27 protein-coding genes and 1 pseudogene are annotated in these 25,971 nt (G+C 71.2%); 19 read left to right on the top strand and 9 right to left on the bottom strand.

The window, feature by feature from the left end; genetic code table 11:
* Positions 1-88: 88 nt before the first annotated feature.
* Positions 89-982: a hypothetical protein gene (locus tag ACQE3L_RS12420; protein ID WP_426964152.1), complete on the top strand. Its 894-nt coding sequence runs from the start codon at positions 89-91 to the stop codon at positions 980-982.
* Positions 983-1,136: 154 nt separating this feature from the next.
* Here ACQE3L_RS12420 and ACQE3L_RS12415 read toward each other — a convergent pair whose 3' ends face one another.
* Positions 1,137-1,463: a transcription factor S gene (locus ACQE3L_RS12415; RefSeq protein ID WP_426964151.1), complete on the bottom strand. Its 327-nt coding sequence runs from the start codon at positions 1,461-1,463 to the stop codon at positions 1,137-1,139.
* 179 nt (positions 1,464-1,642) lie between these two features.
* Here ACQE3L_RS12415 and ACQE3L_RS12410 point away from each other — a divergent pair, with 179 nt between their 5' ends.
* From ACQE3L_RS12410 to ACQE3L_RS12395, 4 genes and pseudogenes are all read left to right on the top strand, one after another.
* Complete coding sequence (locus tag ACQE3L_RS12410; RefSeq protein ID WP_426964149.1) at positions 1,643-2,476, top strand: MBL fold metallo-hydrolase; 834 nt, start codon at positions 1,643-1,645, stop codon at positions 2,474-2,476.
* A gap of 64 nt (positions 2,477-2,540) precedes the next feature.
* Positions 2,541-2,825: pseudogene (locus ACQE3L_RS12405) on the top strand (DUF5779 family protein); the annotation flags it as partial.
* 64 nt (positions 2,826-2,889) lie between these two features.
* Complete coding sequence (locus ACQE3L_RS12400; RefSeq protein WP_426964148.1) at positions 2,890-3,594, top strand: hypothetical protein; 705 nt, start codon at positions 2,890-2,892, stop codon at positions 3,592-3,594.
* Between the two features lies 1 nt (position 3,595).
* Positions 3,596-4,024, top strand: a complete 429-nt coding sequence (locus ACQE3L_RS12395; RefSeq protein ID WP_426964146.1) for a JAB/MPN domain protein-containing protein — start codon at positions 3,596-3,598, stop codon at positions 4,022-4,024.
* Positions 4,025-4,052: 28 nt separating this feature from the next.
* Here ACQE3L_RS12395 and ACQE3L_RS12390 read toward each other — a convergent pair whose 3' ends face one another.
* Entirely contained in the window at positions 4,053-4,187 is a 135-nt protein-coding gene (locus ACQE3L_RS12390) for a DUF7128 family protein (RefSeq protein ID WP_426964145.1), read from the bottom strand.
* A 113-nt stretch (positions 4,188-4,300) separates the two neighbouring features.
* On the opposite strand from ACQE3L_RS12390, the gene ACQE3L_RS12385 reads away from it, so the two are divergent.
* Complete coding sequence (locus ACQE3L_RS12385) at positions 4,301-6,589, top strand: AAA family ATPase (RefSeq protein ID WP_426964144.1); 2,289 nt, start codon at positions 4,301-4,303, stop codon at positions 6,587-6,589.
* 623 nt (positions 6,590-7,212) lie between these two features.
* Here the strand turns inward: ACQE3L_RS12385 and ACQE3L_RS12380 are convergent.
* Together ACQE3L_RS12380 and ACQE3L_RS12375 are read right to left on the bottom strand one after the other, a co-directional pair.
* Entirely contained in the window at positions 7,213-7,758 is a 546-nt protein-coding gene (locus ACQE3L_RS12380; protein ID WP_426964143.1) for a hypothetical protein, read from the bottom strand.
* Positions 7,755-8,591, bottom strand: coding sequence for an NAD(+)/NADH kinase (locus ACQE3L_RS12375; RefSeq protein WP_426964142.1), 837 nt, complete (start codon positions 8,589-8,591; stop codon positions 7,755-7,757). The genes ACQE3L_RS12380 and ACQE3L_RS12375 overlap by 4 nt, the downstream gene beginning before the upstream one ends.
* Positions 8,592-8,711: 120 nt before the next feature.
* Between ACQE3L_RS12375 and ACQE3L_RS12370 the strand changes: the two genes are divergently transcribed.
* The 3 genes from ACQE3L_RS12370 (at position 8,712) to ACQE3L_RS12360 (ending at position 11,470) form a co-directional block, all read left to right on the top strand.
* Positions 8,712-9,998 carry a KaiC domain-containing protein gene (locus ACQE3L_RS12370; protein WP_426964141.1) on the top strand — a complete coding sequence of 429 codons (1,287 nt, stop codon included), beginning with the start codon at positions 8,712-8,714 and terminating at the stop codon, positions 9,996-9,998.
* 78 nt (positions 9,999-10,076) lie between these two features.
* Positions 10,077-10,496, top strand: coding sequence for a universal stress protein (locus tag ACQE3L_RS12365; protein WP_426964140.1), 420 nt, complete (start codon positions 10,077-10,079; stop codon positions 10,494-10,496).
* Positions 10,497-10,981: 485 nt separating this feature from the next.
* Complete coding sequence (locus ACQE3L_RS12360) at positions 10,982-11,470, top strand: NUDIX hydrolase (RefSeq protein WP_426964139.1); 489 nt, start codon at positions 10,982-10,984, stop codon at positions 11,468-11,470.
* A gap of 357 nt (positions 11,471-11,827) precedes the next feature.
* Here the strand turns inward: ACQE3L_RS12360 and ACQE3L_RS12355 are convergent, their stop codons facing one another.
* Positions 11,828-13,702, bottom strand: coding sequence for an ATP-binding protein (locus tag ACQE3L_RS12355; RefSeq protein WP_426964138.1), 1,875 nt, complete (start codon positions 13,700-13,702; stop codon positions 11,828-11,830).
* Between the two features lie 139 nt (positions 13,703-13,841).
* On the opposite strand from ACQE3L_RS12355, the gene ACQE3L_RS12350 reads away from it, so the two are divergent.
* On the top strand, positions 13,842-14,177 hold the full coding sequence (locus tag ACQE3L_RS12350) for a DUF7113 family protein (protein ID WP_426964137.1): 336 nt from the start codon (positions 13,842-13,844) through the stop codon (positions 14,175-14,177).
* 22 nt (positions 14,178-14,199) lie between these two features.
* Here the strand turns inward: ACQE3L_RS12350 and ACQE3L_RS12345 are convergent, their stop codons facing one another.
* Positions 14,200-14,598, bottom strand: a complete 399-nt coding sequence (locus ACQE3L_RS12345; RefSeq protein ID WP_426964136.1) for a hypothetical protein — start codon at positions 14,596-14,598, stop codon at positions 14,200-14,202.
* Between the two features lie 311 nt (positions 14,599-14,909).
* Between ACQE3L_RS12345 and ACQE3L_RS12340 the strand changes: the two genes are divergently transcribed.
* The 5 genes from ACQE3L_RS12340 (at position 14,910) to ACQE3L_RS12320 (ending at position 17,672) form a co-directional block, all read left to right on the top strand.
* Positions 14,910-15,542 (top strand): hypothetical protein, encoded by a 633-nt coding sequence (locus ACQE3L_RS12340; RefSeq protein ID WP_426964134.1) that lies wholly within the window; start codon positions 14,910-14,912, stop codon positions 15,540-15,542.
* 48 nt (positions 15,543-15,590) lie between these two features.
* Entirely contained in the window at positions 15,591-16,289 is a 699-nt protein-coding gene (locus tag ACQE3L_RS12335) for a DUF4382 domain-containing protein (RefSeq protein ID WP_426964133.1), read from the top strand.
* A 267-nt stretch (positions 16,290-16,556) separates the two neighbouring features.
* A complete protein-coding gene (locus ACQE3L_RS12330; protein WP_426964132.1) occupies positions 16,557-16,883 on the top strand; it encodes a cupin domain-containing protein in 327 nt (108 codons plus the stop codon).
* Positions 16,883-17,290: a rhodanese-like domain-containing protein gene (locus tag ACQE3L_RS12325; RefSeq protein WP_426964131.1), complete on the top strand. Its 408-nt coding sequence runs from the start codon at positions 16,883-16,885 to the stop codon at positions 17,288-17,290. Before ACQE3L_RS12330 ends, ACQE3L_RS12325 begins: the two co-directional genes overlap by 1 nt.
* 70 nt (positions 17,291-17,360) lie before the next feature.
* Positions 17,361-17,672, top strand: a complete 312-nt coding sequence (locus ACQE3L_RS12320) for an MTH1187 family thiamine-binding protein (protein ID WP_426964130.1) — start codon at positions 17,361-17,363, stop codon at positions 17,670-17,672.
* Between the two features lie 5 nt (positions 17,673-17,677).
* Here ACQE3L_RS12320 and ACQE3L_RS12315 read toward each other — a convergent pair whose 3' ends face one another.
* On the bottom strand, positions 17,678-18,649 hold the full coding sequence (locus tag ACQE3L_RS12315) for an arsenic resistance protein (RefSeq protein ID WP_426964129.1): 972 nt from the start codon (positions 18,647-18,649) through the stop codon (positions 17,678-17,680).
* 107 nt (positions 18,650-18,756) lie between these two features.
* Here ACQE3L_RS12315 and mch point away from each other — a divergent pair, with 107 nt between their 5' ends.
* From mch to ACQE3L_RS12300, 3 genes are all read left to right on the top strand, one after another.
* Complete coding sequence (mch, locus tag ACQE3L_RS12310; protein WP_426964128.1) at positions 18,757-19,692, top strand: methenyltetrahydromethanopterin cyclohydrolase; 936 nt, start codon at positions 18,757-18,759, stop codon at positions 19,690-19,692.
* 4 nt (positions 19,693-19,696) lie between these two features.
* A complete protein-coding gene (locus ACQE3L_RS12305; protein WP_426964127.1) occupies positions 19,697-20,290 on the top strand; it encodes a double winged helix-containing putative transcriptional regulator in 594 nt (197 codons plus the stop codon).
* 95 nt (positions 20,291-20,385) lie between these two features.
* The gene (locus ACQE3L_RS12300) at positions 20,386-21,591 is read left to right on the top strand and encodes a potassium channel family protein (protein WP_426964126.1); all 1,206 of its coding nucleotides are present in this window, start codon (positions 20,386-20,388) and stop codon (positions 21,589-21,591) included.
* Positions 21,592-21,604: 13 nt separating this feature from the next.
* Here the strand turns inward: ACQE3L_RS12300 and ACQE3L_RS12295 are convergent, their stop codons facing one another.
* Together ACQE3L_RS12295 and ACQE3L_RS12290 are read right to left on the bottom strand one after the other, a co-directional pair.
* The gene (locus tag ACQE3L_RS12295; RefSeq protein WP_426964125.1) at positions 21,605-23,089 is read right to left on the bottom strand and encodes a sensor histidine kinase; all 1,485 of its coding nucleotides are present in this window, start codon (positions 23,087-23,089) and stop codon (positions 21,605-21,607) included.
* Positions 23,090-23,218: 129 nt separating this feature from the next.
* Positions 23,219-24,589 (bottom strand): ATP-binding protein, encoded by a 1,371-nt coding sequence (locus tag ACQE3L_RS12290; protein ID WP_426964124.1) that lies wholly within the window; start codon positions 24,587-24,589, stop codon positions 23,219-23,221.
* Positions 24,590-24,773: 184 nt separating this feature from the next.
* Here ACQE3L_RS12290 and ACQE3L_RS12285 point away from each other — a divergent pair, with 184 nt between their 5' ends.
* Positions 24,774-25,919: a thiolase family protein gene (locus ACQE3L_RS12285; protein WP_426964123.1), complete on the top strand. Its 1,146-nt coding sequence runs from the start codon at positions 24,774-24,776 to the stop codon at positions 25,917-25,919.
* The last annotated feature ends 52 nt before the right edge of the window (positions 25,920-25,971 follow it).

The raw sequence follows: 25,971 nt of genomic DNA, 5'->3' as shown, positions 1-25,971 counted from the left end.
CCCGTCGGGCGGTCCAGAACGGCTCGGCTGCGCTCCGTCGGTACCACGGCGGGGGAAAGATTATCTTCGCGCCGTGACAGGAACGGCCATGACCGTTCCCGAGGGCATCGCGGCCGCGCTCCGGGGCCGGCACGCGGTCGTAGCGACGGGCATCGACGAGCGACTTCTCCGGGCGGTCGTCGGAGCGATCCCCGACGACGGCGACGCGGACGCGAACGGAGTCGGAGGGCCCGACGAGGCCGTCGAGGCTCCCTGGCGCGTCGCCCTGCATCCGGCCGCCACCGGGGGGGTCGCCGACGAATTCGTCCTGTCGGCTCGGCTTCAGGGACTTCGGGAGACGGAAGCGCTCGACCTTCGCGTCGGCGCGGCGACCGATCCCGCCGTGTTCTCGGCCGACGGAACGGCGTTCGCGGTCGCCGGCCCGGCCCCGGAGCCGACGCTGCTGTCCGACGGCGAGCCGGCGGCGGCGCTGCGCGAGGCGGCGCTGGCGCGGGTCGACGCCGCCGAACCGTTCGAGGGGCTCGGACCGTCCCGAGCGGGTCTCCGCGGGAGCGCCCGCGAGGACCTCTCCGCCGCGTTCGCGGCGGAACTGGACGCGGCGGTGGCGGGCGCGGACCGTTTGGACCGCCGGGCGGATGCGAACGTGCTGGCCCTGTCACTCGTGGTCGGGGCGCGGACCGACCACCTGTTCGGGGACGTGCGCGAGTGGGCCGAACGCGCGGGGATCGCCGCCCGCGAGCAGTTCATCGCACCGCGAGACACGCTCGTCGATCGGGGGATCGTGAAGACGATCAAAGTCCCCGGCGACCGGGGCCATCCGCACTCCCGACTGCGCGTCGCCCACGCGGGGCTGGCCGACTGCGACCCGTCGGAGTTGGCGGAGGTGCTCGCGGAATCGCTCGCGGACGACGACCGCGGGGTCGCGGACGGCAGGGGGACCGGCGACGCCGAGTCGGACCGGACCCCGGTCTGGCGGCGGTGAGGACGGGGCGGCAGAACGGGGCACAGAACGCGGCCGAAGAACGAGGAGACAAAACGCGGCGACAGAACGGGACACAGAACGCGGCCGCAGAACGCGGCCGCAGAACGCGACAGAAGAACGGGCGCGGCGTGAGTCGAGTCGTCCGAACCCGCGTTCAGTGGTCGTCCTCGCGCCACTTGTGCTCGCACTCGGTGCAGACGAAGAACCGGGTCTCGGACTCGTCGGCCGACCGGATCTGCTGCATGTACCAGTAGGCGCGGTCGTTGCCACACTCCGGGCAGTGGACGGTCGTCGTCGGGAGGCCTTTGTCCTCGACGTCGCTGGTGTCGATTATCTCCGAGACCTCCTGTCCCTGGGTCGTCTCCATCGCTTCCTCCGCCTCCGGGTCGCGGCCCTTCTCGTAGCCGCAGGAGTCGCAGACCCAGTGGTCTTCCCCCTCCCCCGCTTTCATCATCGATCCGCACTCGTCGCAAAATTCCATGTCCGACCTAACCGGGGTTTCGTACTTAAGAGCCGGGATCCGAACCGCCCGAGAGAGCGCCCGATGGCGCGGTTCCGGCGGGTCGCCCTCGGACGGCAGTTGCCAGCGGCGTTGCCCGCGTTGCCAGCGACGTCGCCGACTCCGCAACGGTTACGGAACGGCCGCGTGCAGACACGGTCATGCCCGCTTCAGACTGGGGCGACTGGCTGCCGCGCGCCGTCGCGGAAGCCGACCCCGACACCGTCGCGCTGTGGTACCTCGGTTGCAACGGCTTCGCGATCAAGGGCTCGGAAGGCACCGTCCTCTGGATCGACCCCTACGTCGGCCTCGGTGACCCGCCGCGAACGGTCCGGATGATCCCGGTCCCGTTCGACCCCGAGGACGTGGAGACCGCGGACGCGGTGCTGGCGACCCACGAGCACACCGACCACGTCCACGGCCCCTCGCAGGCGCCCATCCTCGCGAACACCGACTGCGACCTGATCGCGCCCGACGACTCGCTCGCGGTCGCGCGCCAGGAGGAACACTGGACCGACGATTGGGAGGTGAGCGACGAGCAGTTCGTCGAAGTGACCGAGGGCGACAGCCTCCGCGTCGGCGAGTTCTCGATCGACGTGGTGGAGACGCAGGACGCCGACGCCACGCACCCGGTCGGCTACGTCATCGAGCACGAGTCCGGCACGATCTTCCACGGCGGGGACACGAAGCCCTCGCCGTCGTTCGCGGGGCTGGCTGAGTCGTACGACATCGACCTGGGCATCCTCGCGTTCGGGACCGTCGGCAACGTCCCCGACAAGGAGACCGGCGAGCCGGTCAGAACGAAGTGGTACAGCGACGAGAACGAGATCGTCGAGGCGGCCAGCGACCTCGAACTCGACCGCCTGCTCCCGACCCACTGGGACATGTGGAAGGGGCTCACCGCGGACCCGACCGCGCTCCACAGCCACGCCGCGAGCTTCGAGCATCCACGGACGCTGGAGATCGCGGAGATCGGCGACCGGATCGACCTCTAGTCCGCCAGTACCGGGAAGCGCCGCGTGGGGGAACCCTTTTCTCGCCTCCCGCGGACCGTCGAGTATGAGCGAGTGGGACCTCGACCTGCGTCACGCGGAGGACCAACTGGAGGAGGCCGGGGGGTCGGGCAGCGTCGTCCTCGGCGTGCTCGACGGCAGTACCGAGCCCGAGGAGTGGGTCCGCAACGTCGAGTACGGCAACGTGCTCGTGCTCTCCATCGAGGGCGACCTCAACGAGCTCGCGGCCGGATTCGCCCGCCAGATCCGCGACATGGGCGGCGAGCTGATGCACTTCCGCGGCTTTCTCGTCGTGACGCCGCCATCGGTCGACATCGACAGCGACCGGCTCTGACGAAGGGTTCGATCACGACCGCCGGCCGGGGTTTATCCGGGAGCGACCCCAACTTTCGGCAATGAGCTTCAAGGGGTCCGGCACGACGGCCGTGCAACCGATCGACCGCTACGAGAGCGGGGTCGGCTGGATCGCGTATCCGAACGAGGAGATGGAACGCGCCAGCCACGCCGTCGCGGTGCACGACGAGGAGTCCGACACCGGCGAGCCCGACGTGTGGGTGTTCGATCCCGTCGACGGCGAGGACGTAGACGACCTACTCGCGGATCTGGGGTCCGTTGCGGGCGTCGTGCTCGGGCTCGACAGACACAAGCGCGACGCCGCGGCGGTCGCACGGAGACACGACGTCGCCGTCCACGTCCCCGAGTGGATGACCGGGGTTCAGGCGGACCTCGACGCCCCGGTCGAGCAGTTCGGTCGCCGCCTCGCGGACACCGGGTTCCGAACCCTCCGAGTCCGTAACTCGTCGGTCCCGCCGTGGCAGGAGGCGGCCTTCTTCGACGGCGAGACGCTGATCGTCCCCGAGGCGGTCGGTACCGCCCCGTTCTTCCGGGTCGAGGGAGAGCGACTGGGCGTCCACCCGATGTTGCGCGTCGTCCCGCCGCGGACGGTCCTCGGCGGACTCGACCCCGATCGCGTTCTCGTCGGCCACGGCGAGGGGATTCACGAGAACGCCACCGAGGCGCTCCGGGAGGCCCTCTCCGGCTCCCGCCGGTCCGCCCCGCGGCTGTACGCGAAGACCGTGCGGTCGCTCCTGGGTGTCTGAGATGGTCCACGTCACCGCGGACCTGCTCGCGGTCCTGCTGGAGGACGCCGCCGACGCCGCCCCGGGGTCCGTCAGCATCCGGCTCACGCCGACGCCGGCGGGCGAGTTCGACGCCCACCAGCCCGAGGTCGCGGACCTCGATCCCTCGACGCCCGTTCTCACGCACTTTCGGCTCGCGGCCGCCGGGAACACCGTCTCCTCCATCTTCGGCGTGGAGATCGGCACGCCCGCTGACGGGGGCGGCGCGCGGTTCGTCTCGCATCCCGACGGCGACGCGACGCTGACCGAGGCCGACGACCTCGCCGCGGTCGTGCTCGTCGCCGTCCCCCCGTGGACGCCGGAGGACGTGACGGCCTACGACCGCGCGGGAGAAGAACTGGACCTGACCGTCGTCGATGCGGCGCCGCCGGAAGAGTCGCTCCCGGAGTGAGGGGGGTTCCGAGCCGGCAGACGGCCACCTACTGAAGGTAAGCGGGGTCCTCGCCGTCACACGCCGTCTCGTGGTCCGCGGCGTCCTCCCGCTCGCCGAACAGCATCCCGCAGACCTCACACGCGTACCACGTCGAGCCGTTCTTCTCGGTAGTCGTGACCATGTCTCGACATGCGCCCGCGGACGCCTTGAGGCTATCCCCCGTCGCGCCGGGGGATTCTCACGGCCCGCGCGGAGCGGGCAAGCGTAAAGTCCCGTCCGGGGAAAGCGTGAGCCATGAGCGACACAGCGGGTATCGAACTCACGGTCCGCGCGGCCGAGAAGCGCGACGCCGGTCGGGGGATCGCCCGCCTCCCGGACGCGGCCCGGCAGCGCCTCGGCGTCCTGAGCGGCGACACGGTCCGAATCGAGGGCGACCGCGCCACCGTGGCGAAGGTCTGGCCCGGCGGCGCCTCGGCCGGCGAGGGCAGCGTCCTCGTGGACGCGGACACGCGCGCGAACGCCGGCGTGAAGGTCGGTGACACCGTCCGCGTCACCGCCGTCGAGGTGAACGACGCGACCACCGTCACGCTGCGCGCGCCCGACGCGCTCGCGACCGTCGACGTGAGCCGCGACCGCGTCGAGGAGGTGCTCGCGCGCGATCTCCGCGACCGCCCGCTCCGCGAGGGCGAGTCGGTCCACGTCGAGCGACTCGGAGGCCTCCGGTTCTCCGTCGCGGACACCAGCCCCGAGGGGACGGTTCGCGTGACCGACAGGACCGACGTGCGCGTCGTCGGTGCGGAGCGCGGCAGCGCGGGCGAGGGCGTGCCGAGCGCGTCCCCGCCGCCCTCGACGGGATCCGACCGTCCCGACTCCCCGCCGGACGGAGGGACGGCGGACGGTCGCGGCGGGGGCGGCGGCGCGGCGACCGGTCCGTCCGAGCCCGCGACCGGGTCGGCCGGGTCGGCCGGGTCCGGCGACGGCGCGGACGAGGAGCGCGTCGGCGCCACCTACGAGGACATCGGCGGGCTCGACGAGGAGCTGGAGCTCGTCCGCGAGACCATCGAACTGCCGCTCTCGGAGCCGGAGGTGTTCGCCCGGCTCGGCATCGACCCGCCGAAGGGCGTCCTGCTGCACGGGCCGCCGGGGACCGGCAAGACGCTCATCGCGCGCGCGGTCGCCAACGAGGTCGACGCCGCGTTCTTCACCGTCGACGGGCCGGAGATCACCAGCAAGTACAAGGGCGAAAGCGAGGAGCGCCTCCGCGAGGTGTTCGACCGCGCGGCCGAGAGCGCGCCCGCGATCGTCTTCTTCGACGAGATCGACTCCATCGCCGGCAAGCGCGACGACGCCGGCGACCTGGAGAACCGGGTCGTCGGCCAACTGCTCTCGCTGATGGACGGGCTGGACGCCCGCGAGGACGTGATCGTCATCGGCGCGACGAACCGCGTCGACAGCCTCGACCCCGCGCTCCGCAGAGGCGGCCGCTTCGATCGCGAGATCGAGATCGGCGTCCCCGGCGAGGCCGGCCGCCGGCAGATCCTCGACGTGCACACGCGTCGGATGCCGCTGGCCGAGGACGTGGACCTCGACCGGCTCGCCGCGCGCACCCACGGCTTCGTCGGCGCGGACCTCGAGAGCCTCGCACAGGAGGCCGCGCTGACCGCGCTCCGGCGCGTTCGCGAGAAGGACGCGCAGGCGGACCTGACCGGCATCGAGGTGACGCGCGCCGACTTCGAGTCGGCACACGCCGCGGTCGAGCCGAGCGCGATGCGCGAGCACGTCGCCGAGACGCCGGAGACGGACTTCTCGGACGTGGGCGGGCTCGCCGACGCGAAGCACAAGCTCCAGCGCGCGGTGACGTGGCCGCTCTCGTACGGCCCGCTGTTCGAGGCCGCCGACGCCGCGCCGCCTACGGGGATCCTGCTGTACGGGCCGCCCGGGACCGGCAAGACGCTCCTCGCGCGCGCCATCGCGGGCGAATCGGGCGTCAACTTCGTGCAGGTCGCGGGGCCCGAACTGCTGGACCGCTACGTCGGCGAGTCCGAGAAGGCGGTCCGCGAGGTGTTCGAGCGCGCCCGACAGGCCGCGCCGACGATCCTCTTCTTCGACGAGATCGACGCCGTCGCGACCGACCGCGACCGCGGCGGCGACTCCGGCGTTGGCGAGCGCGTCGTCTCGCAGCTGTTGACGGAGCTCGACCGCGCCGCCGACAACCCGAACGTCGTCGTGCTGGCGGCGACGAATCGCCGCGACGCACTCGACCCGGCGCTGACCAGACCCGGCCGCCTCGAGACCCACGTCGAGGTGCCGAACCCGGACCGCGAGGCGCGACGGAAGGTCCTCGAGGTGCACACCCGGGAGAAACCCCTCGCCGAGGACGTGGACCTCGACCGCCTGGCCGGCGAGACGGAAGGCTACTCGGGCGCCGAGTTGACGGCGGTCGTCCGCGAGGCCGCCCTGCTGGCGATCCAGGACGTGACCGACGAGCACGGCGAGGCGGCCAACGAGCACGCCGACGCGGTGCGCATCCGCGAGGACCACTTCGAACGGGCGGTCGAGACGGTGGAGACCAGCCGGCGCTAACCGAGAGCCCTCGCCCGATTCATCTCCATCAGCACCTCCGGCTGCACTCACGGCGGGAGTCGCTCGTTATTCCTGAAAAACGTCTGGGGGAGTGCGGTGCGGTTGCGGTCGCGTTGCGGTGCTGTCGGCGCGCGCCGCGGCGACCCTGTGTCGCCGCGACCGCGCGAGGGAGGGCTGGACGCGGCCGCGATGCGGTGCGGTTCCGCGGCCGCGTCCAGCCCGAGGCTGGGGAGGCGTGAGGCTGCGGGGCGGTGGCGGGGCGGTTGCGGTGCTGTGCGGGGCGGGACTGAAAGGGGCAGCCGGCTCGATCCGGCCCCGGCGCCTCAAGCACCGCAGCGGGCGTTGTCTCCAGCGCGCTACTGCACGCTGGAGGCCAGCGGGACGCGGTTTGTCCCGCGCGGCGGGGAGCGAGGAGCGCAGCGCGTGCCGCGGCTGGTCGAGCCGGCTGGGGCTTTCTGGGTGTTGCTGTTCCACGCAGCCGAAAGGACAGCAAAAACAAAAAACGCCGACGTGGCAGGGGAGTCGGCTGGGACTTTCCGAGTGTCGCAGTGCCGGTCCGCGGGATCTACGCCAGAGACAAGACCGGACCTACCTCGCGCTCTCCCGACGTCTTCTGGCCTTCCTCACTCCGCGTCAAGGTCGGACGCCTCGACGAACGCGTCGTAGAACTCCTCGCGGAGGTGCTCGCGCTGCCAGGCGTCGATCTCCGCGTCGCTCAGGGTCGCCCCCCACGCGGACAGCAGCGCGAGGAACGTCACGGCGCCGGGGACGAGCAGCGCGGCCGCGTCGAGCAGGAGGTCCGGCCGGAACAGGAAGAAGCCGACGCGCTCGCGGAGGCCGGCCCAGTCCGGACCGAACAGCGCCCAGCGGAGCGCGAACGGGGCGAGAACCGCGGTCGCGACCGGATAGGCGACGGCGTTCAGGACCGGTCCGCCCTTCGCGCGGGTGAACGCGACCGCGAAGTAGCTCCAGCAGAGCACCGACCCGCCGGCGCCCGCGAGCCGGCGGGCGGCCCTGTCGCCGCCGTGGTCGAGGACGCCGACGCCGCCGAGTAGGAGGGCCGTGGCGAGGTAGCCGGCCGCGAAGGCGGCGACGCCGCCCGCGGCCACGAGTCCGCAGTCGAGTCGCGACTCGCCCGCGAACGGGGCGAGTCCGAGGGGGCGGTTCACGAGAGCTTTCCGAGCGCCTCGAAGTAGTCCGCGCTCGGGCCGGCGATCCGCATCGGCGGATCGGTGCGCTCGACGGTGACGGAGACGGGAGCGTCGACCTCCTTCGGGTTGCGGCCGTCGCTGATGACGACGCCTGTGGCTCCTTCGCCCGTCAGCGTCACGGTGACGGTGCTGTCCGCCTCGACCGCCAGCGGCGGCATTCCCTCGGCGGCGCACATCTCGTTGACGACGAGCGTGTCGACGCTCGGGTGGACGAGCGGCCCGTCCTCGGAGAGGTTGTACGCGCTCGAGCCGGTCGGCGTGGCGATCAGGACGCCGTCGGCGTGGCCGCCGGAGTAGAGCGAGCCGTCGACTCGGACCTCGTAGTCGGTGCCGCCGCCGTGGCCCCGTCGCGGCCCCTGCACGACGATCTCGTTGGCCGCCGGGTCGGAGTTCCATCCCTCGCGCTCGACGCGCGCCGCGATGCGGGGGACCTCTCGGGGGTTCATCCCGTCGCCGCGATAGGCGTCCACCTCGCGGAGCACCGTCTCCCGAGCGTCGTCCGGCGGGACCGCGTTGAGGAAGCCGACCTCGCCGAGGTTCACGCCGAGGATCGGCGTCCCGCCGGCGTGGCGCCCCGCGAACAGGAACGTCCCGTCGCCGCCGACGGCGACGACGAGGTCGGCCCCGTCGAACGCGTCCATCGGACGGCCGGCCTCCGGCGCGTCGAGCGCCGCCGCGGTGGCCTCGTCGAACCACACCCCTACCTCCCGCTCGCGGAGCGCGCTCCGGAGGTCGTCCGCGAGGCTGGCGGCGCGGGGGTTCTCGCGCTGCGCCACGATCCCGACCTGCATGACCGGGCCTTGGCCACCCCGCGACTAAAGCGGACCGGGTACGGGTCGGCGGGCAACCTTCAAGCCGACGGCCGCCGTCCGGGGAACAAGGACGCCGCGGCGACGCGGCACGCCGCTCCCATGAGCGAGGACGACGACTGGTTCGAACGCGCGCTGCGCGAGATCGAGGGCGAGAGCGGCGCGGCCGACGACGAACCCGACTCGAGCGAAAGCGAGGGCGACACCGCCGACACCGCCGATAGCGCTGACACCGCTGATACCGCCGACACCGCTGATACCGCCGATACCGACGGCTCGACCGAGAGCGACGGCCTCGACCGCGACCGGGAGGAGTCCGCGGAGGGATTCCCCGGCACCGAGGAAACCGCGGAGGGGTTCGGCGATCCCGGGGAGTCGGCAGGAGACCAGGGGGGAGGGTTCGGTGGTTCCGAAGGCTCCCCCGCCGGCGGAGGCGACGAGTTCGGGTTCGCGGACTTCGGCGGCGACGACGGCCCGGACGCCGGCGGAACCGCACCCGAAACCGGGGGTGGAGGCGACGAGTTCGGGTTCGCGGAGTTCGGTGACGGCGAGGACGGCGGAGGCGCGGGCGGCGGTTTCGGTGGCGGTGGGGGCGGCGGCTTCGGTGGCGGTGGGGGCGGCGGCTTCGGTGGCGGTGGGGGCGGCGGCTTCGGTGGGGGGACCGACTTCGACGAGGCGGAGTTCGAGTCGGACATCGAGCGCATCAACATCGGCATCGAGGGGCTCGACGACATGATCCTGGGCGGCGTCCCGCGGCGCTCGCTGATCGCCTCCATCGGCTCGGCGGGGACCGGCAAGACGACGTTCGCGCTGCAGTTCCTCCACGAGGCGCTCCGGAACGGGGACAAGGCGGTCTACATCACGCTGGAGGAGAGCCGGGAGGCGATCCTCTCGACCGCCGAGGAGAAGGGCTGGCCCTTCCGCGAGTACGAGGACGAGGGGCTGCTCGCGGTCGTCGCGCTCGACCCCATCGAGATGGCGAACTCGCTGGCGTCGATCCGGAACGACCTCTCCCGCCTCATCTCCGAGTTCGGCGCCGAACGGCTGGTGCTCGACTCCGTCTCGCTGCTGGAGATGATGTACGACCACCCCGCCAAGCGCCGCTCGGAGGTGTTCGACTTCACCCGGTCGCTGAAGGAGGCGGGCGTGACGACGATGCTCACCTCCGAGGCCAGCGAGGAGAACGCCTACGCCTCCAGACACGGCATCGTGGAGTACCTCACCGACGCGGTGTTCGTCCTCCAGTACGTCCGCCCCTCCGACTTCCGGGAGACGCGGCTCGCGGTCGAGATACAGAAGATCCGCGACGCCAACCACTCCCGCGAGACGAAGCCGTACGAGATCACGGACAACGGCATCTCCGTCTACCAGCAGGCGAACATCTTCTGAACGGCACGCGTCGCTCCCGACCGGCGACAGCTCGCCGCATGCCGGCCTTTTTTGACGCCGCCGAGCGATCCCCCGGCCATGAGCAAACGGATCCTCGTTCCGGTCGACGGGTCGGACAAGTCCGCCGAGGCGCTGCGGTTCGCGGCCGACGAGTGGCCCGACGCGGAGCTGACGCTGCTCCACGTGATCAACCCGGCGGAGGCCGCCTCGACCCCGGAGGGGACGTTCCCCGGGGCCGTCGAGCAGTGGTACGAGGCCGCCCGCGAGCGCGGCGAGACGATCGTCTCGAACGCGGCGGAGAGCGTCGACCGCGCGGTCGAGACTCGCGTCGAGGTGGGTCGTCCCGCGCACACGATCGTCGAGGTCGCCGACGACATCGACGCCCACGGCATCGTCATCGGGAGCCACGGCCGCTCCGGCGTCTCGCGCGTCCTGCTCGGGAGCGTCGCCGAGTCCGTGATGCGCAACGCCGACCGCCCCGTGACGGTCGTCAGGTAGCACCCCGACCTTTTTCTGCGTCGGGTTCGCGCGCCGCAGGCGGCGCGCTTACCCGTCCTTGAAAAATGTCGATCAAAAAGGGGCCGCGGGCGGCGCTGCGGGCGCTTCGCGCCCTCGCGCCGCCGCGGTTCCACGACCTCGACAGGAAACCGCGACCACGTCAGCGCCGCAACCGCGACCGCACCACAGCAACACCGCGACCGCATCAGCACCGCACTGCGACCACATCAGCACCGCACCGCGACCACATCAGCACCGCACTGCGACCACATCAGCACCGCACCGCGACCACATCAGCACCGCACCGCGACCACATCAGCACCGCACCGCGACTGCACCACAGCAACACCGCGACCGCACCAGAACCGAATGCGGACGATCTCGGGCTACGAGTGCCGAGAAAATTCGCGGTTACGCCGATCCTTTGGGTTCCTTATACGCTACCGCAGAGGGGATTTATGAGTTTGATCGTGATTCGTGTGAACATGAACCAAAAAGATCCGACGTACGTCGGGAAGGCCTGCGCGTACGTGACGCGCTCGACCGGCGAGGTGCTGGTCTTCGAGGGGCCGGGTCACGACGGCCTCCAGATCCCGAAGGGGACGCTTGAACCGGGCGAGCGACCGGGCGAGGCTCTGTTTCGCGAGGTTCGCGAGGAGACGGGACTGGCGACGCTCGCGGACGTCTCGCACCTCGTGAGCGACGTGTGGACGCGGCGGCGCGACCCGCCGAGGCGGTACGTCCGCCACTTCTTCCACGCGACGGTCCACGAACCGCGCGACGCGTGGACCCACGTCGTCCGTGACGGCGGTGCCGAACACGGGTCGGAGTTCGACCTCCGCTGGGTCGACCCGGCGACCGACGAGCGGTTCGCGCTGGACCTGGACGACTACCTGCACGCGCTCCCGATCGCGGGCCCGGAAGCGATTGAAGCCGACGCGACCGCGGTCTCGACGCCGGTGGCCACCGACTAACCCGGCCCCACAAACGCAACGCGTTGGAGTACAGTGCTCCTGCGGTCGCAGTGCGGTGCTGAGGCGTCGCGGTTGCGGTGCTGAGGCGTCGCGGTTGCGGTGCTGAGGTGTCGCGGTTGCGGTGCTGAGGTGTCGCGGTTGCGGTGCTGAGGCGTCGCGGTTGCGGTGCTGAGGCGTCGCGGTTGCGGTGCTGAGGCGTCGCGGTTGCGGTGTTCTGTCGAGTTCGTGGTACCGCGGTGGCGCGAGGGCGCGCAGCGCCCGCAGCGCCGACCGCGGCCCCTTTTTGATCGACATTTTTCAAGGACGGGTGAGCGCGCCGCCCGCGGCGCGCGAACCCGACGCAGAAAAAGGTCGGAGTTAGTCGTGCCGCGTCACGCACTTCGAAAGACCGGTCAACTCGACGGGTTCGGAGTTGTCGGGGGAGTAAACGACCATCTGGCCCTTCTCCATGTACGGGACCTTGCCGGCGAGGTTCGAGGGGATGTTGACGCTGGAGATAGCGTCCTCGTCGCCGAGGTTCAAGACGATCTTCGTGTTGATCTGCTTGAAGACGGGTTCGGCCACGTCCTGCGGGTCCTGCGTGATCAGGAACAGGCCGAGTCGCTCCTTACGGCCCTGCTTTGCGGCCTCGGTGAACTTCTCGATCACCTTTCGCGACTGGACGTTGTCGCCCTCCGCGAGGAAGTTGTGGGCCTCGTCCATCCCGACCAGCAGGGGCGTCTCCTTGATCCGGTCGCTGTCGGGGTCGTTCGAGAGCTTGTCGTCGATGAGGAACGCGGACACCGCGAGGACGTACATCTCCTTCTGTCGGGACGTGGGCAGGTGGTAGGTCGGCACCACCGTCAGCCCGCCCGGACGAACGAGCGTGTGGTCGAGCTCGGTGATGGGCTTGGCGTCGCCGTCGAAGACGCCGCCGGGGACGCCGCGGACGCGGCGCTTGACCGCGTCGAAGGTCGCCTCGTGGACGCGGCCGGACTCGTGGAGCTCCTCCTGGAGCGCGGGGTCGTCGAGATACGAGAGGAACTGCTCGTAGGTGCCCGAATCGCCGTAGTCGCGGAAGAAGCGGTTGATCAGCGTCAACAGCGCGGGGTACTGGTTGTCGTTGAGGCTGGAGCCGGCAACGAGCCACGGCATGTCGGACACGAGCGAGAACGGGATGGTGAACGGCACCTGCTCGGCGCGGTGGCCCTCGCCGGGGTAGTTGGCGTTCCGGGAGGTCGGGATCAGCGCGACGGTGTCGTCGTGGCCGCCGTACGCGACCCCCTCGCGCTCCAGCCGGCGCGCGAACGCGTCGCCGAGATCGGGATTGTCGTCGTGCATCTGCGCGTACTCGTCCTGCGGGTCGAACTGCACGACGGCCATCCGCGCCTCCCGACCGTCGTCCATGGGATAGGTCCGCTCCGCGTCGAGGTACTGCCGGAGGACGTTCTTCGAGCCGTGGGTCTTGCCCGACCCCGTCCCGCCCGCGACGAGGGTGTGTCTGAACACGAGGGGGTCGCCGTCCGCGTAGTCGTCCTTCACGCGGTAGTCGACGGTCGGGGGGCTCGCCGCGGTCCGGATCTTCTCGCCGCCGACCGAGAGATGGCCGAGGAAGACCCCGTCTTCCGGGATCTTCAGCCCGGTCTTGATCTCGGCGGCGTCGGCGGCCTCCTGCACGAGTGCGCCGGGCTTCGGGACGCGGTCGGTCATCCGGCGCGAGAGGTCCTCGCCCGACCCGGAGACGACCGCGACCGGCTCCAGCTCCGCGACGAACTTGTAGTCGCGCTCGGAGAACTCCTCACGGCGCATCTGCCGGCGCGCGTGGATCTCGGTGGCGTCGTCCGACTGGAACTCCTGTGCGTACTCCAGTCCCGTGATCCGACAGAAGAGGCGCTCGCCGTCCGGATAGGGGACGAGCAGGTACTTCCCGAGGCGCACGGACTCGCGGTTCCCCGCGGTGACGAACGCGCGGAGGACGGTCTCCTCGGCGTCCTCCGCGACGCGGAGCCCCTGCGAGACGGAGACGACGCCCAGGCCGGCGTCCTCGCCCGCGGGGTCGGCGTCGTAGCGCTCGAAGCCGTCGTCCGCGGTGGCGCCCGCGTCCGCGGCGGCCGGGTCCGCTCCCCCCCCGCCCGCTCCGGCCTCGGCGTCGCCCCCGGCGCCGTCTCCGGATCCGGTCGCCGCGCCGGCGCCGTCCGCGTCGGCGCCGTCGTCCCCGTCGCCGGAGAACTCCTCGAAGTCCTCTAAGGTCATGCCCGTCACACGACCGCCCACGGGCAAATCGCTTTCCCCGCGCCTCGCCGGTCCCCGCGTCCCGCCGGTCTCGCACCTCCGACCCCGGTGCCGCGGCCGCAACCGACGCCTTTTGCTCCCGCGGTGCGTAGTTTCGGCCATGATACTCGTGCGCGGTCGCGGCGGCGGCACCGAGCTGACCGGGACGGTGTTCGAGCGCGGCGAGGAGCCGCCGACGTACGCCGGCGCGCCGGACGAGGACGCCCCCTACGTCTGGGTCTGCGACTCCTTCTACGAGGTCGAGAGCGGCGGCTCCCCGCTGCTCGTCGACGGCGACCAGATCCGAGTCGCGTTCGAGGAGCCGTCGCCGCGCGGGTTCGACACCCGGGAGGCGGCGCTGGCGGCCGCGAAGGAACACGTCCGCACGCAGTTCGCGCGCATCGGCGTCGACTCGGCGGACGTGGCGATCGAGGTCGAGCGAGCGGACGAGGCCTGAGGCTGTCCGTTTCGTGGACCGCTCACTCGGCGAGGCGGTCGGCTTCCCGCTCCGCCCGTTCGCTCGCGTGTGCGATGGCGGCCGCGTCGTCGCCCGTGTCGGGAACGGCCTCCTCGTACGCCTCGGCGAACGCGACCGCGACGTGGTAGGCGTCCCCGCGTCCGTGGACCCGCGCGATCGGCTCGGCGTCGACGAAGTTCTCCGCGTCCCCCCGGACCAGCCCGACGACCCACTCGCGGCGGTCGGCGTGGGGGAGGTCCGGCTCGTCCGGGCGGATGTGGACCGCGCGCTCGCGGTCGGCGCGTTCGAACAGCGCCGGCTCCCGCGGGCTGTACTTCGACACGATGTGGTCGGGCGACTCGACCTCGGTCCAGGGATCCGGGAGGGGTCGGTCCCGGGACTCCGCTTCGTCGCTCGTCATGGACGCCGCATGGGTCGCCCGTCGCGTAAGCGTGGTGGCTACGGTGGTGCTCCTACCGGGCGCTCCCGCCGGGGCTCCTACCGGGCGCTCCTTCGGTGGTGCTCCGATCGGCGGCGGTCGCCCGAGGCCCGACCGGCGCGCGCGCCGACCGGGCGGTCACCGACCCGGGCCGCTGAGACCGGCCGCCGAAACGCGGACGGGGGAACCGCGTTTAATCGGGCTTAAATGGGCTTCAGACGGGCTCAAACTGCCGAAACCCGACTTCGGCGCTTACCCCCTTCAAGTACCTCCCGCAGCGAGGGGAGAGTGCGATGAACGCGAAAAAGCTCACAGTCGTCGCGGTGGTCGCGATGGTCGCCCTCGCCGGTATCGGCGCGGCGGCCGGCGCCGCGATGCCCGCGGACGCATCGAACGCGAACGATAGTGCGAACGAGAACGCCGGCGACGCGCCGGGCAGCTCCGGCGCGGCCGACGACGCTGGCGCTGCTGACGACGCGGCCGACGAGGAGAACGACGCCGACGCGAACGAGAGCGCGAACGAAAGCGCGAACGGGACCGACCGCGGCCCGAACGCCTCCGAGCGCCCCGGGAACGCGGGCCCGCCGAGCGACATGCCCGAGCAGGTCCCGGACCACGTGAGCCAGATCCACGACACGATCCACGCCTTCCTCGACGGCGAGATCGACAACCTCGGCACGGCGCTGAGCGACGTGACCCCGTCCGAGGACGAGGAGGCTGACGAGGAAGACGCTGACGACGCGGATGAGGAAGACGCTGACGACGCGGATGAGGAAGACGCGGACGACGCGGATGAGGAAGACGCGGACGACGCTGACGAGGAGACCGAAGAGACTGACGACGACAGCGACGAGTCGGACGACGAGGAAACCGAGGACGAGGAGACCGAGGACGCTGACGACGACGAGACGGACGGCGACGCGTAAGCCGCCGTCGGCCGACAACCATTTGCTTTCAGTCATCCATATTCAGACATGAACCGAAACACACCCACACTTGACAGGCGGAGCTACCTGCGCGCGACCGGCGCCGCGGCGCTCGGCACGACCGCCCTCGCGGGCTGTATCGGCACCGCGACCGGGACGCTCGCGACGCGCGTCACCGACCAGCCCGGCGACATCGGCGACTTCGAGTCGCTGGTCGTCACGGTCGAAGGCATCTGGCTCGGTCCGCAGGGGGCCGACGCCGGGGACGACGACAGCGACGGCGAGACGGACGAGGAGTCGACCGCCGAGGACGCGGACGGCGAGTCGACGGCGACCGAGACGGAGGACGGCGAGGACGACGATGACGAGGACTCGTCCGGCCGCGAGTACCACGAGTTCGACGAGCCGCAGGAGGCGGACCTCGTCCAGCTCCAGAACGGCGAGACGCAGCTCGTCGGCGAGCACGAGCTGGAGGTCGCCGAGTACGCCTTCCTCCAGCTCGACGTGGCCGACGAGATCGACGCCACGCTCGCGGACGGCGGCGACGCGACCGTCGAGACGCCGGGCGAGGCGCCGCTGACGTTCAACGAGTCGTTCGAGGTCCGCGAGAACACCCGGACCGTCTTCACCGCCGACTTCACGCCGGTCAAGCGGGGCCAGACGGGGACGTACATCCTCCAGCCGGTGCCGGACGGCATCGAGGTCACCTACGAGGGGACCGAGGGCGGGACCGCGACCGCGGAATAGCACTCCCCGCATCGACGGACGCCTCGCCTCACCACGATGGCATGAGGTTCCCTCCGCCGCGACTCTCCCGTTGGAACGGCACGACCCGGTCGGCGACCGACCGGCTTGTGCCGCTCCGGGGTTAGGGATCCGGGCGAATCGGGATTCGGAGAGCCGCGGGCACCGAGGCACACGACCGTCGCCGCCGCTCCGAGCGAGCCGCGGCGGCGGGCCCGCCGACTGGAACGCCCCCGACACCTTTTCACTGCGCGCCGGCAACCGGGAGCCATGACGCTCGACCGCTACGCCGACGCTGTCGCCGACCTCGACCCCGCGGACGGGGAGGTCGAGACGGCCGAACTGTTCGTCTCGGACGACGTGCTGGTGAAGCTGTTCGCGCTCGGCCCGGGCGCCGAACTCGATCCCCACGAGCACGCCGACTCGACCAACGTCTTCCACGTGCTGGAGGGCGAGCCGACCGTAATTCAGGGGGACCACGAGGCCGCGCTTTCGGCGCCCGCGGTCGTCCCCCACGAGCGCGGCGCGGTCCACGGCGCCCGCAACGACACCGACGAGCGCGCCGTCTTCACGGCGAGCCTCTGCCCGCTCCCCTGATGGACGGCGAGATCGACCCCGACGAGCTGGCCGCCCTGCTCGACGCTTCCGCCGAGGGGAACTCGAGCGACGCCGATCCGACTCCGGACGGCCTCCGCATCGTCGACATCCGCCAGCCGCGGTCCTTCGAACGCGGGCACATCCCGGGGAGCGAGAACCTGCCGTTCACGGAGCTCTCCGCGCGGGTCGAGGCGCTCTCGGGCGCCGACCGCGTCGTCACGGTCTGCCCCCACGGCGTCTCCAGCAAGCAGGCGGCGCGGCTGATCGGCTCGTACGCCGGCACCGCGGACGCGCGCGTCGAGAGCCTCCGCGGCGGACTGGAGGCGTACGAGCGCGAGTACGGGCTCGAAACCCCCGACACGGACCCGGCCGCGGAGCCGGACGAGGGGCCGGAGGCGCCCTTCTGAGCCGGACTTTCTGACTCGCGCGCGACGGGCCGTGGCGCCATTTATGTCGTCCTCGGCCGAATTATCACCCATGACCGTGGTCGCACTCCTGAGCGTCGCACCGGTGATCGAGGACAGCATGTCCGGCGAGGTGGCCAAGGCGGTGGCCGCGCTCGACGACTACGACGTGGCCTACGAGACGAACCCGATGGGGACCGTCATCGAGGCCGACGACGTCGACACCCTGCTGGACGCGGTCGGCGCGGCTCACAAGGCGGTCGACGGCGACCGCGTCTCCACGTTCCTGAAGGTCGACGACAAGCGGACCGTCGACGCCTCAGCAGACGAGAAGGTCGCCGCGGTCGAGGAGCACCTCGGCCGCGAGGCGCGGCGCGACCGGTAGGGTGATCAGGCCGACGCCGGGGTGGAGCCGTCCCCGCGCGTCGCGCGCAGCACTCTGGTCAGCACGCTCAACAGCGGCAGCTCCACGAGCGGTCCGACGACCAGCGCGAGCGCGATCAGGGGCCGGTCCGGGAAGGCGGCGACGGCGACCGCAAGCGCGGTGGGGGAGTTGCGCGCGAGCGTCGTGCAGGCGAAACAGACCCGGTCCTCGTAGTCGAACCCCGACACGCGGCTCACCAGCGTCCCGGCGAGGAAGTTGACCGCGAAAAAGGCCAGCAGGGGAGCGCCGATCAGGACAGGGACCAGCGGTCGCTCCAGGAGGAGCGCGCCCTGCGAGGCGAACATCGCGCCGACCGCGACCGCGAGCAGGACCACCTGCGCGGGGCCGGTCCGGTCGGCGACGCGCGCGAGCCAGGCGCGACTCCGGAGCCGTGCGCCGGCCCGGCGCGCGACCGCCGCGCCGACGAGCGGCCCGACGAGGACGAACAGCACCGCCTCCACCAGCGCCGCGACCGGCAGGTCGACCGCGGCGCCCGCGAAGACGTAGAGGTAGACCGGCAACAGCGCCACCTGCAGGAGGAGGTTGTAGGGCAGGAGTGAGGTCGCGAGCGGGACGTTCCCGTCCGCCAGGTCCGTGAACGCGAGGTACCAGTCGGTACACGGCGTCACCAGCAACATCAGCAGGCCGACCCAGAGGTCCGGATGGTCGCGCAGGAACAGCGTCGCCAGCCCGGCGGCGAGCAGGGGGGTCCACAGGAAGTTGAACCCCAGACTCGTCGCCACGAACCGGCGGTTCGCCAGCGCGCCGCGGACCGCCCCGAGCGGCACGCCGAGGAAGGTCAGAAAGAGGACGCCGAGCAGCGCGGGCAGGACCGCGCGGTCCGCCGCGGCCGCGAGGCTGGCGCGCTGCCCGAGCGCGATCCCGACCCCCATCGCGACGATCAGGAGGCCGGTCTGGAAGCGCTCGACGGGGTGCACGGTCGAGGTCGGTGCGGGACGCACAAGGGCGGTTCGGTCGGTTCGGGTCCCGACCGACCGCGGCGTCGACTGACAAACCCCTTAGGCGAGGAGGACCCAGACGGGGTATGGAGAGCATCAACCGGACCGCGATCGAGCTGGTCGACGAGGCCCTCGACTTCGCGGGCGAGCTCAACGTGACGCCGTACGACCTCGACTCCGAGGCGACGGCCATCGACTTCGGCGTGGAGGCCGACGGCGGCATCGAGGCCGGCGTCCTGCTGACCGAGATCCAGACCGCCGGGCTGGCGAACGTGACGACCGCGGTGGACGAGGTCGCGGGCGCGCCTCGCCCCTACGTCGAGGTAACCACCGACCACCCCGCGGTCGCGCTCCTCTGCTCGCAGAAGGCCGGCTGGGAGCTGGAGTTCGACGACTACTCCGGGCTCGGCTCGGGGCCGGCCCGCGCGCTCGTGGGCCGCGAGACGGAGTTCGAGCGCGTCGGCTACTACGACGAGTCGGAGTTCGCGACGCTCGCGGTCGAGTCGACGCAGCTCCCGACCGACGAGGTCGCCGAGCACGTCGCCGACCTGGCGGGCGTCGAGCCCTCCGGCGTCTTCCTGCCGACGTACGCCACCGGCTCCACCGTCGGATCGGTGACGGCCGCCGCCCGCGCCCCCGAACTCGCGGTGTGGCGCCTGCTCGAACTCGGCTACGAGCCGACGGACGTGCTCACCGCCTCCGGCCGCGCGCCGGTCGCGCCAGTCACCTACGACGAGGACGAGGCGATGGGCCGCACCAACGACGCGGTCGCGTACGGCGGCGAGGTGTACCTGCAGGTCGCCCGCGACGACGACCGCTTCGGCGAGGTCGTCTCGACGGCCGGCGAGGAGTACGGCCGCCCGTTCGCGGAGATCTTCGCGGACGCCGACTACGACTTCCACGAGATCCCCGAGACCGTCTTCGCGCCCGCGAAGGTCACCGTCGACGTGGTGAACGGCCCGACCTACGTCCGCGGCGAGACCGACGAGGAACTGCTCGCCGAGTCGTTCGGCCAGGCCTGAGACGATGGTCGACGCCCGGTTCAAGCTGCTGCCCGCGCCGCCGGCCGACCTCGACGCGGTCGCGGACGCCCAGCGCGCGGTGCCGCTCGTCCCCGGCGACGAGGACGACTGCTGTGCCCGCCTCCAGCAGCGGTGCGGCTACGAGACGCGCGACGTGGCGCGGACGTGGCTCACCTTCCTGCGCGCGCTCGAACTCGCCGCGGAGACGGACGCCGGGTTCAAGCGCCTGCCTGCCGACCCCGACCCAGACCACCTCCGGGACGCGTTCCTGCGCCGGGTGAGCCTGGCGCCGGAGGCGCTTCGGGCACTCGTCGCGGCCGCCGACGCCGGCGAGGGTGCGCTCGACGCCGCCGCCGTCTTCGAGCGCGTGCGGGACGCGGTCCCCACCTACGAGGAGTACAAGAACCCCGCCGAGTGGACGGACATCTGGCGCGACCGGACGGCGGACCTCCTGGGGTGGCTCGCGCTGCTGGACCTCGCCGAGCGGGCGGCCGGTGCGAGCGACGGGCCGGCCGGTGCGGACGCCGCGCCCGGTGCCGACCCGGCGTACCGCCCGACCGAGCGCGCCCGCGAGGCGCTCGCGGCGGTCGAGTCGTAGGGGGCTCGCCGACCGCGACCGTCCGCGGTCGCCGCCGGGAACCGCCCGAGGGCGGTCGTGACAAGGCTTTTGCCACGCCGTGTGGACTGTCGGCCATGGGACGATTCGAGGGGCGCGGGCCCCCGGAGACGGTCGAATACGAGCCCACGAGCGTCAAGGACCTGCTCGTGGAGATGAAAGACACCGCGGAGCTGCTCATCGACCTCTCCTACTCGGCGGTCCTCCACCGCAGTCCGAACGTCGCCCGGGAGGTGCTGAAACTGGAGAACAAGATGGACGTGCTCCAGTTACGCGCTCGGATGAGCCTGATGATGGCGGCGCGCAGCCCGGACGACGCGGAGGCGCTCGCGCCGGTCCTCGGGGTCGTCGCCGGCGCCGACAAGGTCTCCGACGCCGCGGGCGACATCGCGAAGATCGTCATCGAGGAGATCGGGCTCCCGGAGGCGATGCGCGGCGCGCTCTCGGAGGCCGTCGAGATGCTCGTCCGCGCGACCGTCACCGAGGACTCGCCGTACGCCGGGCGAACGCTCCAGGACATCGACCTGGAGTCGGAGACGGGCGTCCGCGTCATCGCCATCCGGCGCGCCGACGACTGGATCCTCAACCCCGGTCCGAAGACGCGTCTGCACGCCGACGACGTGACGATCCTTCGCGGGCCGGAGGAGGCGATAGACGGCGTCTACGAGCACACCACGGGCGATCCGCACGAGCCGGCCGAGCCGGCCGAGCCGGACGTGGAGAACCTCGAGCGCGCGGTCGACTCCGTGGTGCTGATGAAGAACCTCTCGGAGCTGGCGGTCGATCTGGCGTACGGCTCCGTGCTGTTCGACAACGAGGAGCTGGCCGACGAGGTGACGAACCTGGAGGTGGAGGTCGACGCGCTCCAGTCGCGCTTCGAGGCGTGGACCCTCCGCGCGGCCAAGGAGGCCGACGACCCGGTCTCGCTGCGGGGACTGATCCACCTCGGCGTCGCCACCGAGACCATCTCGGACGCGGCCCTGGAGATCACTGAGGGCGTGCTGCGGGACCTGGACGTCCACCCCGTCGTCGAACTCGCGGTCAAGGAGTCCGACGAGATCCTCACGCGCGTCACCGTCCGCGAGGACAGCGAGCTGGCGGGGACGGCGGTGGTCGCCGGCGTCCCCGCGACGGACGTCTCTCAGAGCGTGCTCGCGATCCGCCGCCCGGACGACGGGTGGCTCGTCGGTCCCGACCTGGACACGACGCTGCGCGTCGGCGACGTGGTCATCTCGAAGGGAACCCGGACCTCCGCGGCCGAGTTCTCGGACCTGGCGGCCTGATCGGTCCGCGCCGCTACCCCGGGGACGGGAACGTGACGGCCACGTCGTTCCCCCCGACGTCCGTTCGTCCGAACTCGACCCGGCCCTCGGAGTTCTCGACGAGCCACCGAACCAGCCAGAGACCGAGCCCCGAGCTGTGGTTGAGCTGGTCGATCTCCCGTTCTCCCGTCAGTATCTCCCGCTCGTAGGTCGGGATCGGCGTGCAGTCGTCCCGCACGTGGATCTCGGCTCGGTCCCCGTTTCCGTGGAGCGTGACGCCGATCTCCGGGACCCGCCCCTCCGAGTGCTGAACCGCGTTTTCGATCAGCTCTCTGACCACCTGATCGACGCCCTCGTCCGCGACCGCGGTCACGTCCGGCTCGATGTCGGCGTCGATGCGGAGCGACTCGTACTCGTCGGCGACCGCTCGAAGCTCGCCCTCGACGACTGCGGAGAGATCCCGCGGCGCCGGCTCCGGCTCGGCCGAGACCGCGTCCACGATCGCCTGCTGTTTCTCCACCCTGTTGCACAGCCGATCCGTGATCCGGGAGACGCGGTCGAGAATTTCGTCGTCGCGATGGCGGTCTCCGTCCTCTCGATGGCGGTCTCCGTCCTCGCGGTTCCGGACCACGTCGATCCACCCCGCGACGGCGTTCAGGTCGTTCCGCATCGCGTGTCGGACGTGGTGGTTGACGATCTCGAGCTGCCGCTCGCGCTTCTTCTCCTCCGTGATCTCCTGTGACGCGCCGAGCACGCCGACGACGTCCCCGTTCTCCTCCCACGGGACCTTCGAGGTGCGGAACCACCGACTGCTCGTGGGGTAGTACTCCTCCTTCTCGAGGATCGGCTCGCCGGTTCGGATGACGGCGAGGTCGTCCTCGTACGGCTCCCGTGCCTCCTCGACCGGCACGACGCCGTCGATGTCCCGTTTGCCCAGATAGTCGTCGCTCAGCCGGTGAATGCGGCGGCTGACGGCGGCCTCGCTTATCATGACGTTGCGGGCCGACGCGTCCTTGACGAACAGGTGCTGCGGGATCTTCGTGAAGAACTGGTCCAGGATGCTCGCCTTCCGGTCGTTCAGCGCCCGCCTGTCCGACGGCCAGTCCCCGGCCAGGCGCGGGGAACGGCGCTCCGAAACCGCCGTTTCGATGCTCTCACGGACCGCCGCGGTCGCGTCGTCCTCGGCGGTCGCTGGAACCAGATCCGCGAACTGCTCTCCGACCGCCTCGACCGGGACGCGGCCGTCTTCGGCCTCCACCACGACGACGTGCGGCGTTCGGTCGGCGTCGAGCCCCGCCCGCTCGCGCAGGTCGATGGCCGTTCCGCCCGGCACCCGAAACCCGGAGACGACGCAGTCCACCGCGGCGTCGTACCGAGAGGCGGCGTCCGCGAGTGAGGACGCGAGCCGGACGTTCGCGTCCGGGAGCGACCGCTCGAGCGCTCGAGCGTTGAGGACCCCTTCCCGGTCCGGTGGTAGCAAAAGGACCTCGAACGGGCCGCCTCCCGGTGGGACCGACATGGAACACGCTATGTCGCTGAAATGTAAATAGGCTACTACGTTTCCGAGAGCTGATAATCCTCGGAACGGCGGGTGACGGCGAGCGTCGGGAGCGTCCCCCGTCGCGGGGGCCCACACGCCTCTCGGCCGTCAGTGGTCGTGGTCGTGTCCCTCGTCGTCGTGGGAGTGTCCGCCGTCGGAGGCGGCGCCGGTCAGCTCGGCGCCCTCGCCCTCGATCATGTCCATGTTCTTGAGGTTGTCCCGCTCCTCGAAGTCGCGGACGGCCGCCATCACGTCCTCCTGCGTGATGGTGCGGCGGTCCTCCGTGAGCGCGCCGAGGACGGCCTCGCGCAGCACCATCCGGAGGTCGGAGCCGGTGAGTCCCTCGGTCACGTCCGCGACCTCCTCCGGTGCGAAGTCCGCGATGTCCATCTCGCGGGTGACCACGCGGAGGATGTCCGCGCGCATGCCCTGGTCCGGCTTGGGGAAGTTGACGATCTCGTCGAAGCGGCGCCACGCGGCCGCGTCGAGCTGGTCGGGGTGGTTCGTCGCGCCGATCAGGAGCACCTCGTCGCGGACGAGCGAGATGTCGTCGATCGATTTGAGAAGGGTGTTAACCGCGCGCTTCAACGCGGCGTGTTCGTCGGAGCGGCGCGTCTTCGCGACGGAGTCGAACTCGTCGATGAAGAGGATACACGGCGAGAGCCGCTTGGCCACCTCGAAGGTCTTCTCGACGTTCTTGGCCGTCTCGCCGAGGTACTGGCTGGTGATCATCGAGAGCTTCACCTCGACGAACGGGAGCCCGAGTTCGTGGGCGAGCGCGCGCGAAACGGTGGTCTTGCCGGTTCCCGGCGGGCCGACGAACAGGAGCTTCCCGATCTCGCGGAGGCCGATGCTCGCGAGGTACTCGCGGTGCTCGATCGCCTTGACGATCTTCTGGATCTCGCCCTCCTGATCGCCCGTGAGCACGAGGTCGTCGAGGGTGGTCTCGATCTCCTCGGGGGCGCGGACGTTGACGAGGTCGAGCATCTCCGCGTCCTCGTCCTCGTCGAAGTACTCGTCGAGCAGCGCGTCGATCCAGACGCGGTCGGCCTGAATGGGTCGGATGTTGCCGCGGGCGTCCTCGCGGGAGACGGGCGGCGTCAGGTCCGGGTGGTCGGCGAGCGCGGCCGCAAGCGTCGGGTTGCTGGCGATCCGCTCCTCGCCGGCGCGGTCGGCGTACCACTCCAGCGCCATCTCGGGTTGGGTCAGCGAGATCTCGCCGGAGAACTCCGTGCGCTGGGTGAACAGCTGGTCGGAGACGGCCTCCCACGGCCGCTCGACGCCGGTCGCGGTGCGGGTGCTCTCGCTGGTCGCCGTCAGCGGCCGCTCGACGCCGCCGGGTCGCTCGTCGTCCGCGCCGTCGCTCCAGAACACCTGGCGGAAGCGCGGGGGCAGATCGTTCTCGTCGAGGTCGCGGTTCTCCGTGTAGAAGTGCGTCGTCAAGACGAACTCGACCACGTCGAGGGCCGGGTCACTCATCCGGAAAGAGTAGGTGCGGTGGCCGCTTAAGGGCGTCGAACCGGGGTGCGCCCCGACAGGCTGACGCACGCGCGACCGTCGCGTGCGGGCGCCGTCCCTCGCGGCGCTGAATAAACGACAAACTTCGAGAGGATTTTCGAGGGTTCCACGCGGGTTTAAGACCGTGACGAACGTCGTCGGACCCATGAGCGACGAGACCACACCGGTCATCGCGGCAGCGCGGCGAACCCCGCAGGGGAAGGAGGGCGGCGTCTACGCGGACGTGCGCAGCGAGGACCTCTCGATCGCCGTCATCGACACGATCCTCGAGGAGGCCGGCCTGAACGGCGACGACGTCGACGACCTCATGTGGGGCGTCGCCCAGCAGCGCACCGAGCAGGACAACAACGTCGCGCGGGTCATCGCCCTCCTGTCCGACCGACTGGGCGAGAACGTCCCCGCCGCCTCGATCAACCGCTGGTGTGCCTCCTCGATGCAGGCGATCATCTCCGCGGCGGACGCGGTCGCTGCGGGGAACCGCGACTGCATCGTCGCGGGCGGCGTCGAGAACATGTCCCGCGTGCCGATGGACGGCGACTCCTACCAGCACCTCCACCCGGACCTGCAGGACCGGTACAACGTCTTCCAACTGCAGATGGGGATGACCGCCGAGAAGGTCGCCGAGGAGTACGACGTGAGCCGCGAGGCGCAGGACGAGTACGCCGCCCGGAGCCATCAGCGCGCGGCCGCGGCCACCGAGGAGGGGCGGTTCGACGACGAGATCGTCCCGGTCGAGACCGAGGCGGGGACCGTCACCGAGGACGAGGGCATCCGCCCGGACACCGACGCGGAGACGCTCGCGTCGCTCTCGCCGGCGTTCACCGGCGACGGCACGGTCACCGCGGGCAACTCCTCGCAGATCTCCGACGGCGCGGCGGGGACGCTCGTGACGAGCAAGGCGTTCGCCGAGGACCACGGCCTCGACGTGCTCGCCGAGGTCGGCACCAACAACGTCGCCGGCGTCGACCCGACCGTCATGGGGATCGGCCCGGTTCCGGCCACCCGCGGCCTGCTGGACCGCGCGGGCACGACGATCGACGACTACGACCTCGTCGAACTGAACGAGGCGTTCGCCTCCCAGTGCGAGTACGCCCGCCGCGAACTCGGCGTCGACGAGGAGATCTACAACGTCAACGGCGGCGCTATCGCCATCGGGCACCCCCTGGGCGCCTCCGGCGCGCGCCTCCCGGTCACGCTCCTCCACGAGATGGAGAAGCGCGACGCGGAGCGCGGGCTCGCCACGCTCTGCGTCGGCTTCGGGCAGGGCGCGGCGATCGAGTTCCTGCGGTAGGTCACGCGAGCGCGGGTCAGCGTGGACGACGGGCCGCGGTCGCCGCCACGGT

Source organism: Haloparvum alkalitolerans (assembly GCF_050122995.1).
GTDB lineage: Archaea > Halobacteriota > Halobacteria > Halobacteriales > Haloferacaceae > Haloparvum > Haloparvum alkalitolerans.
Note: the sequence above shows the minus strand (reverse complement) of the source record. Positions and strands in the feature narration are given on the sequence as shown.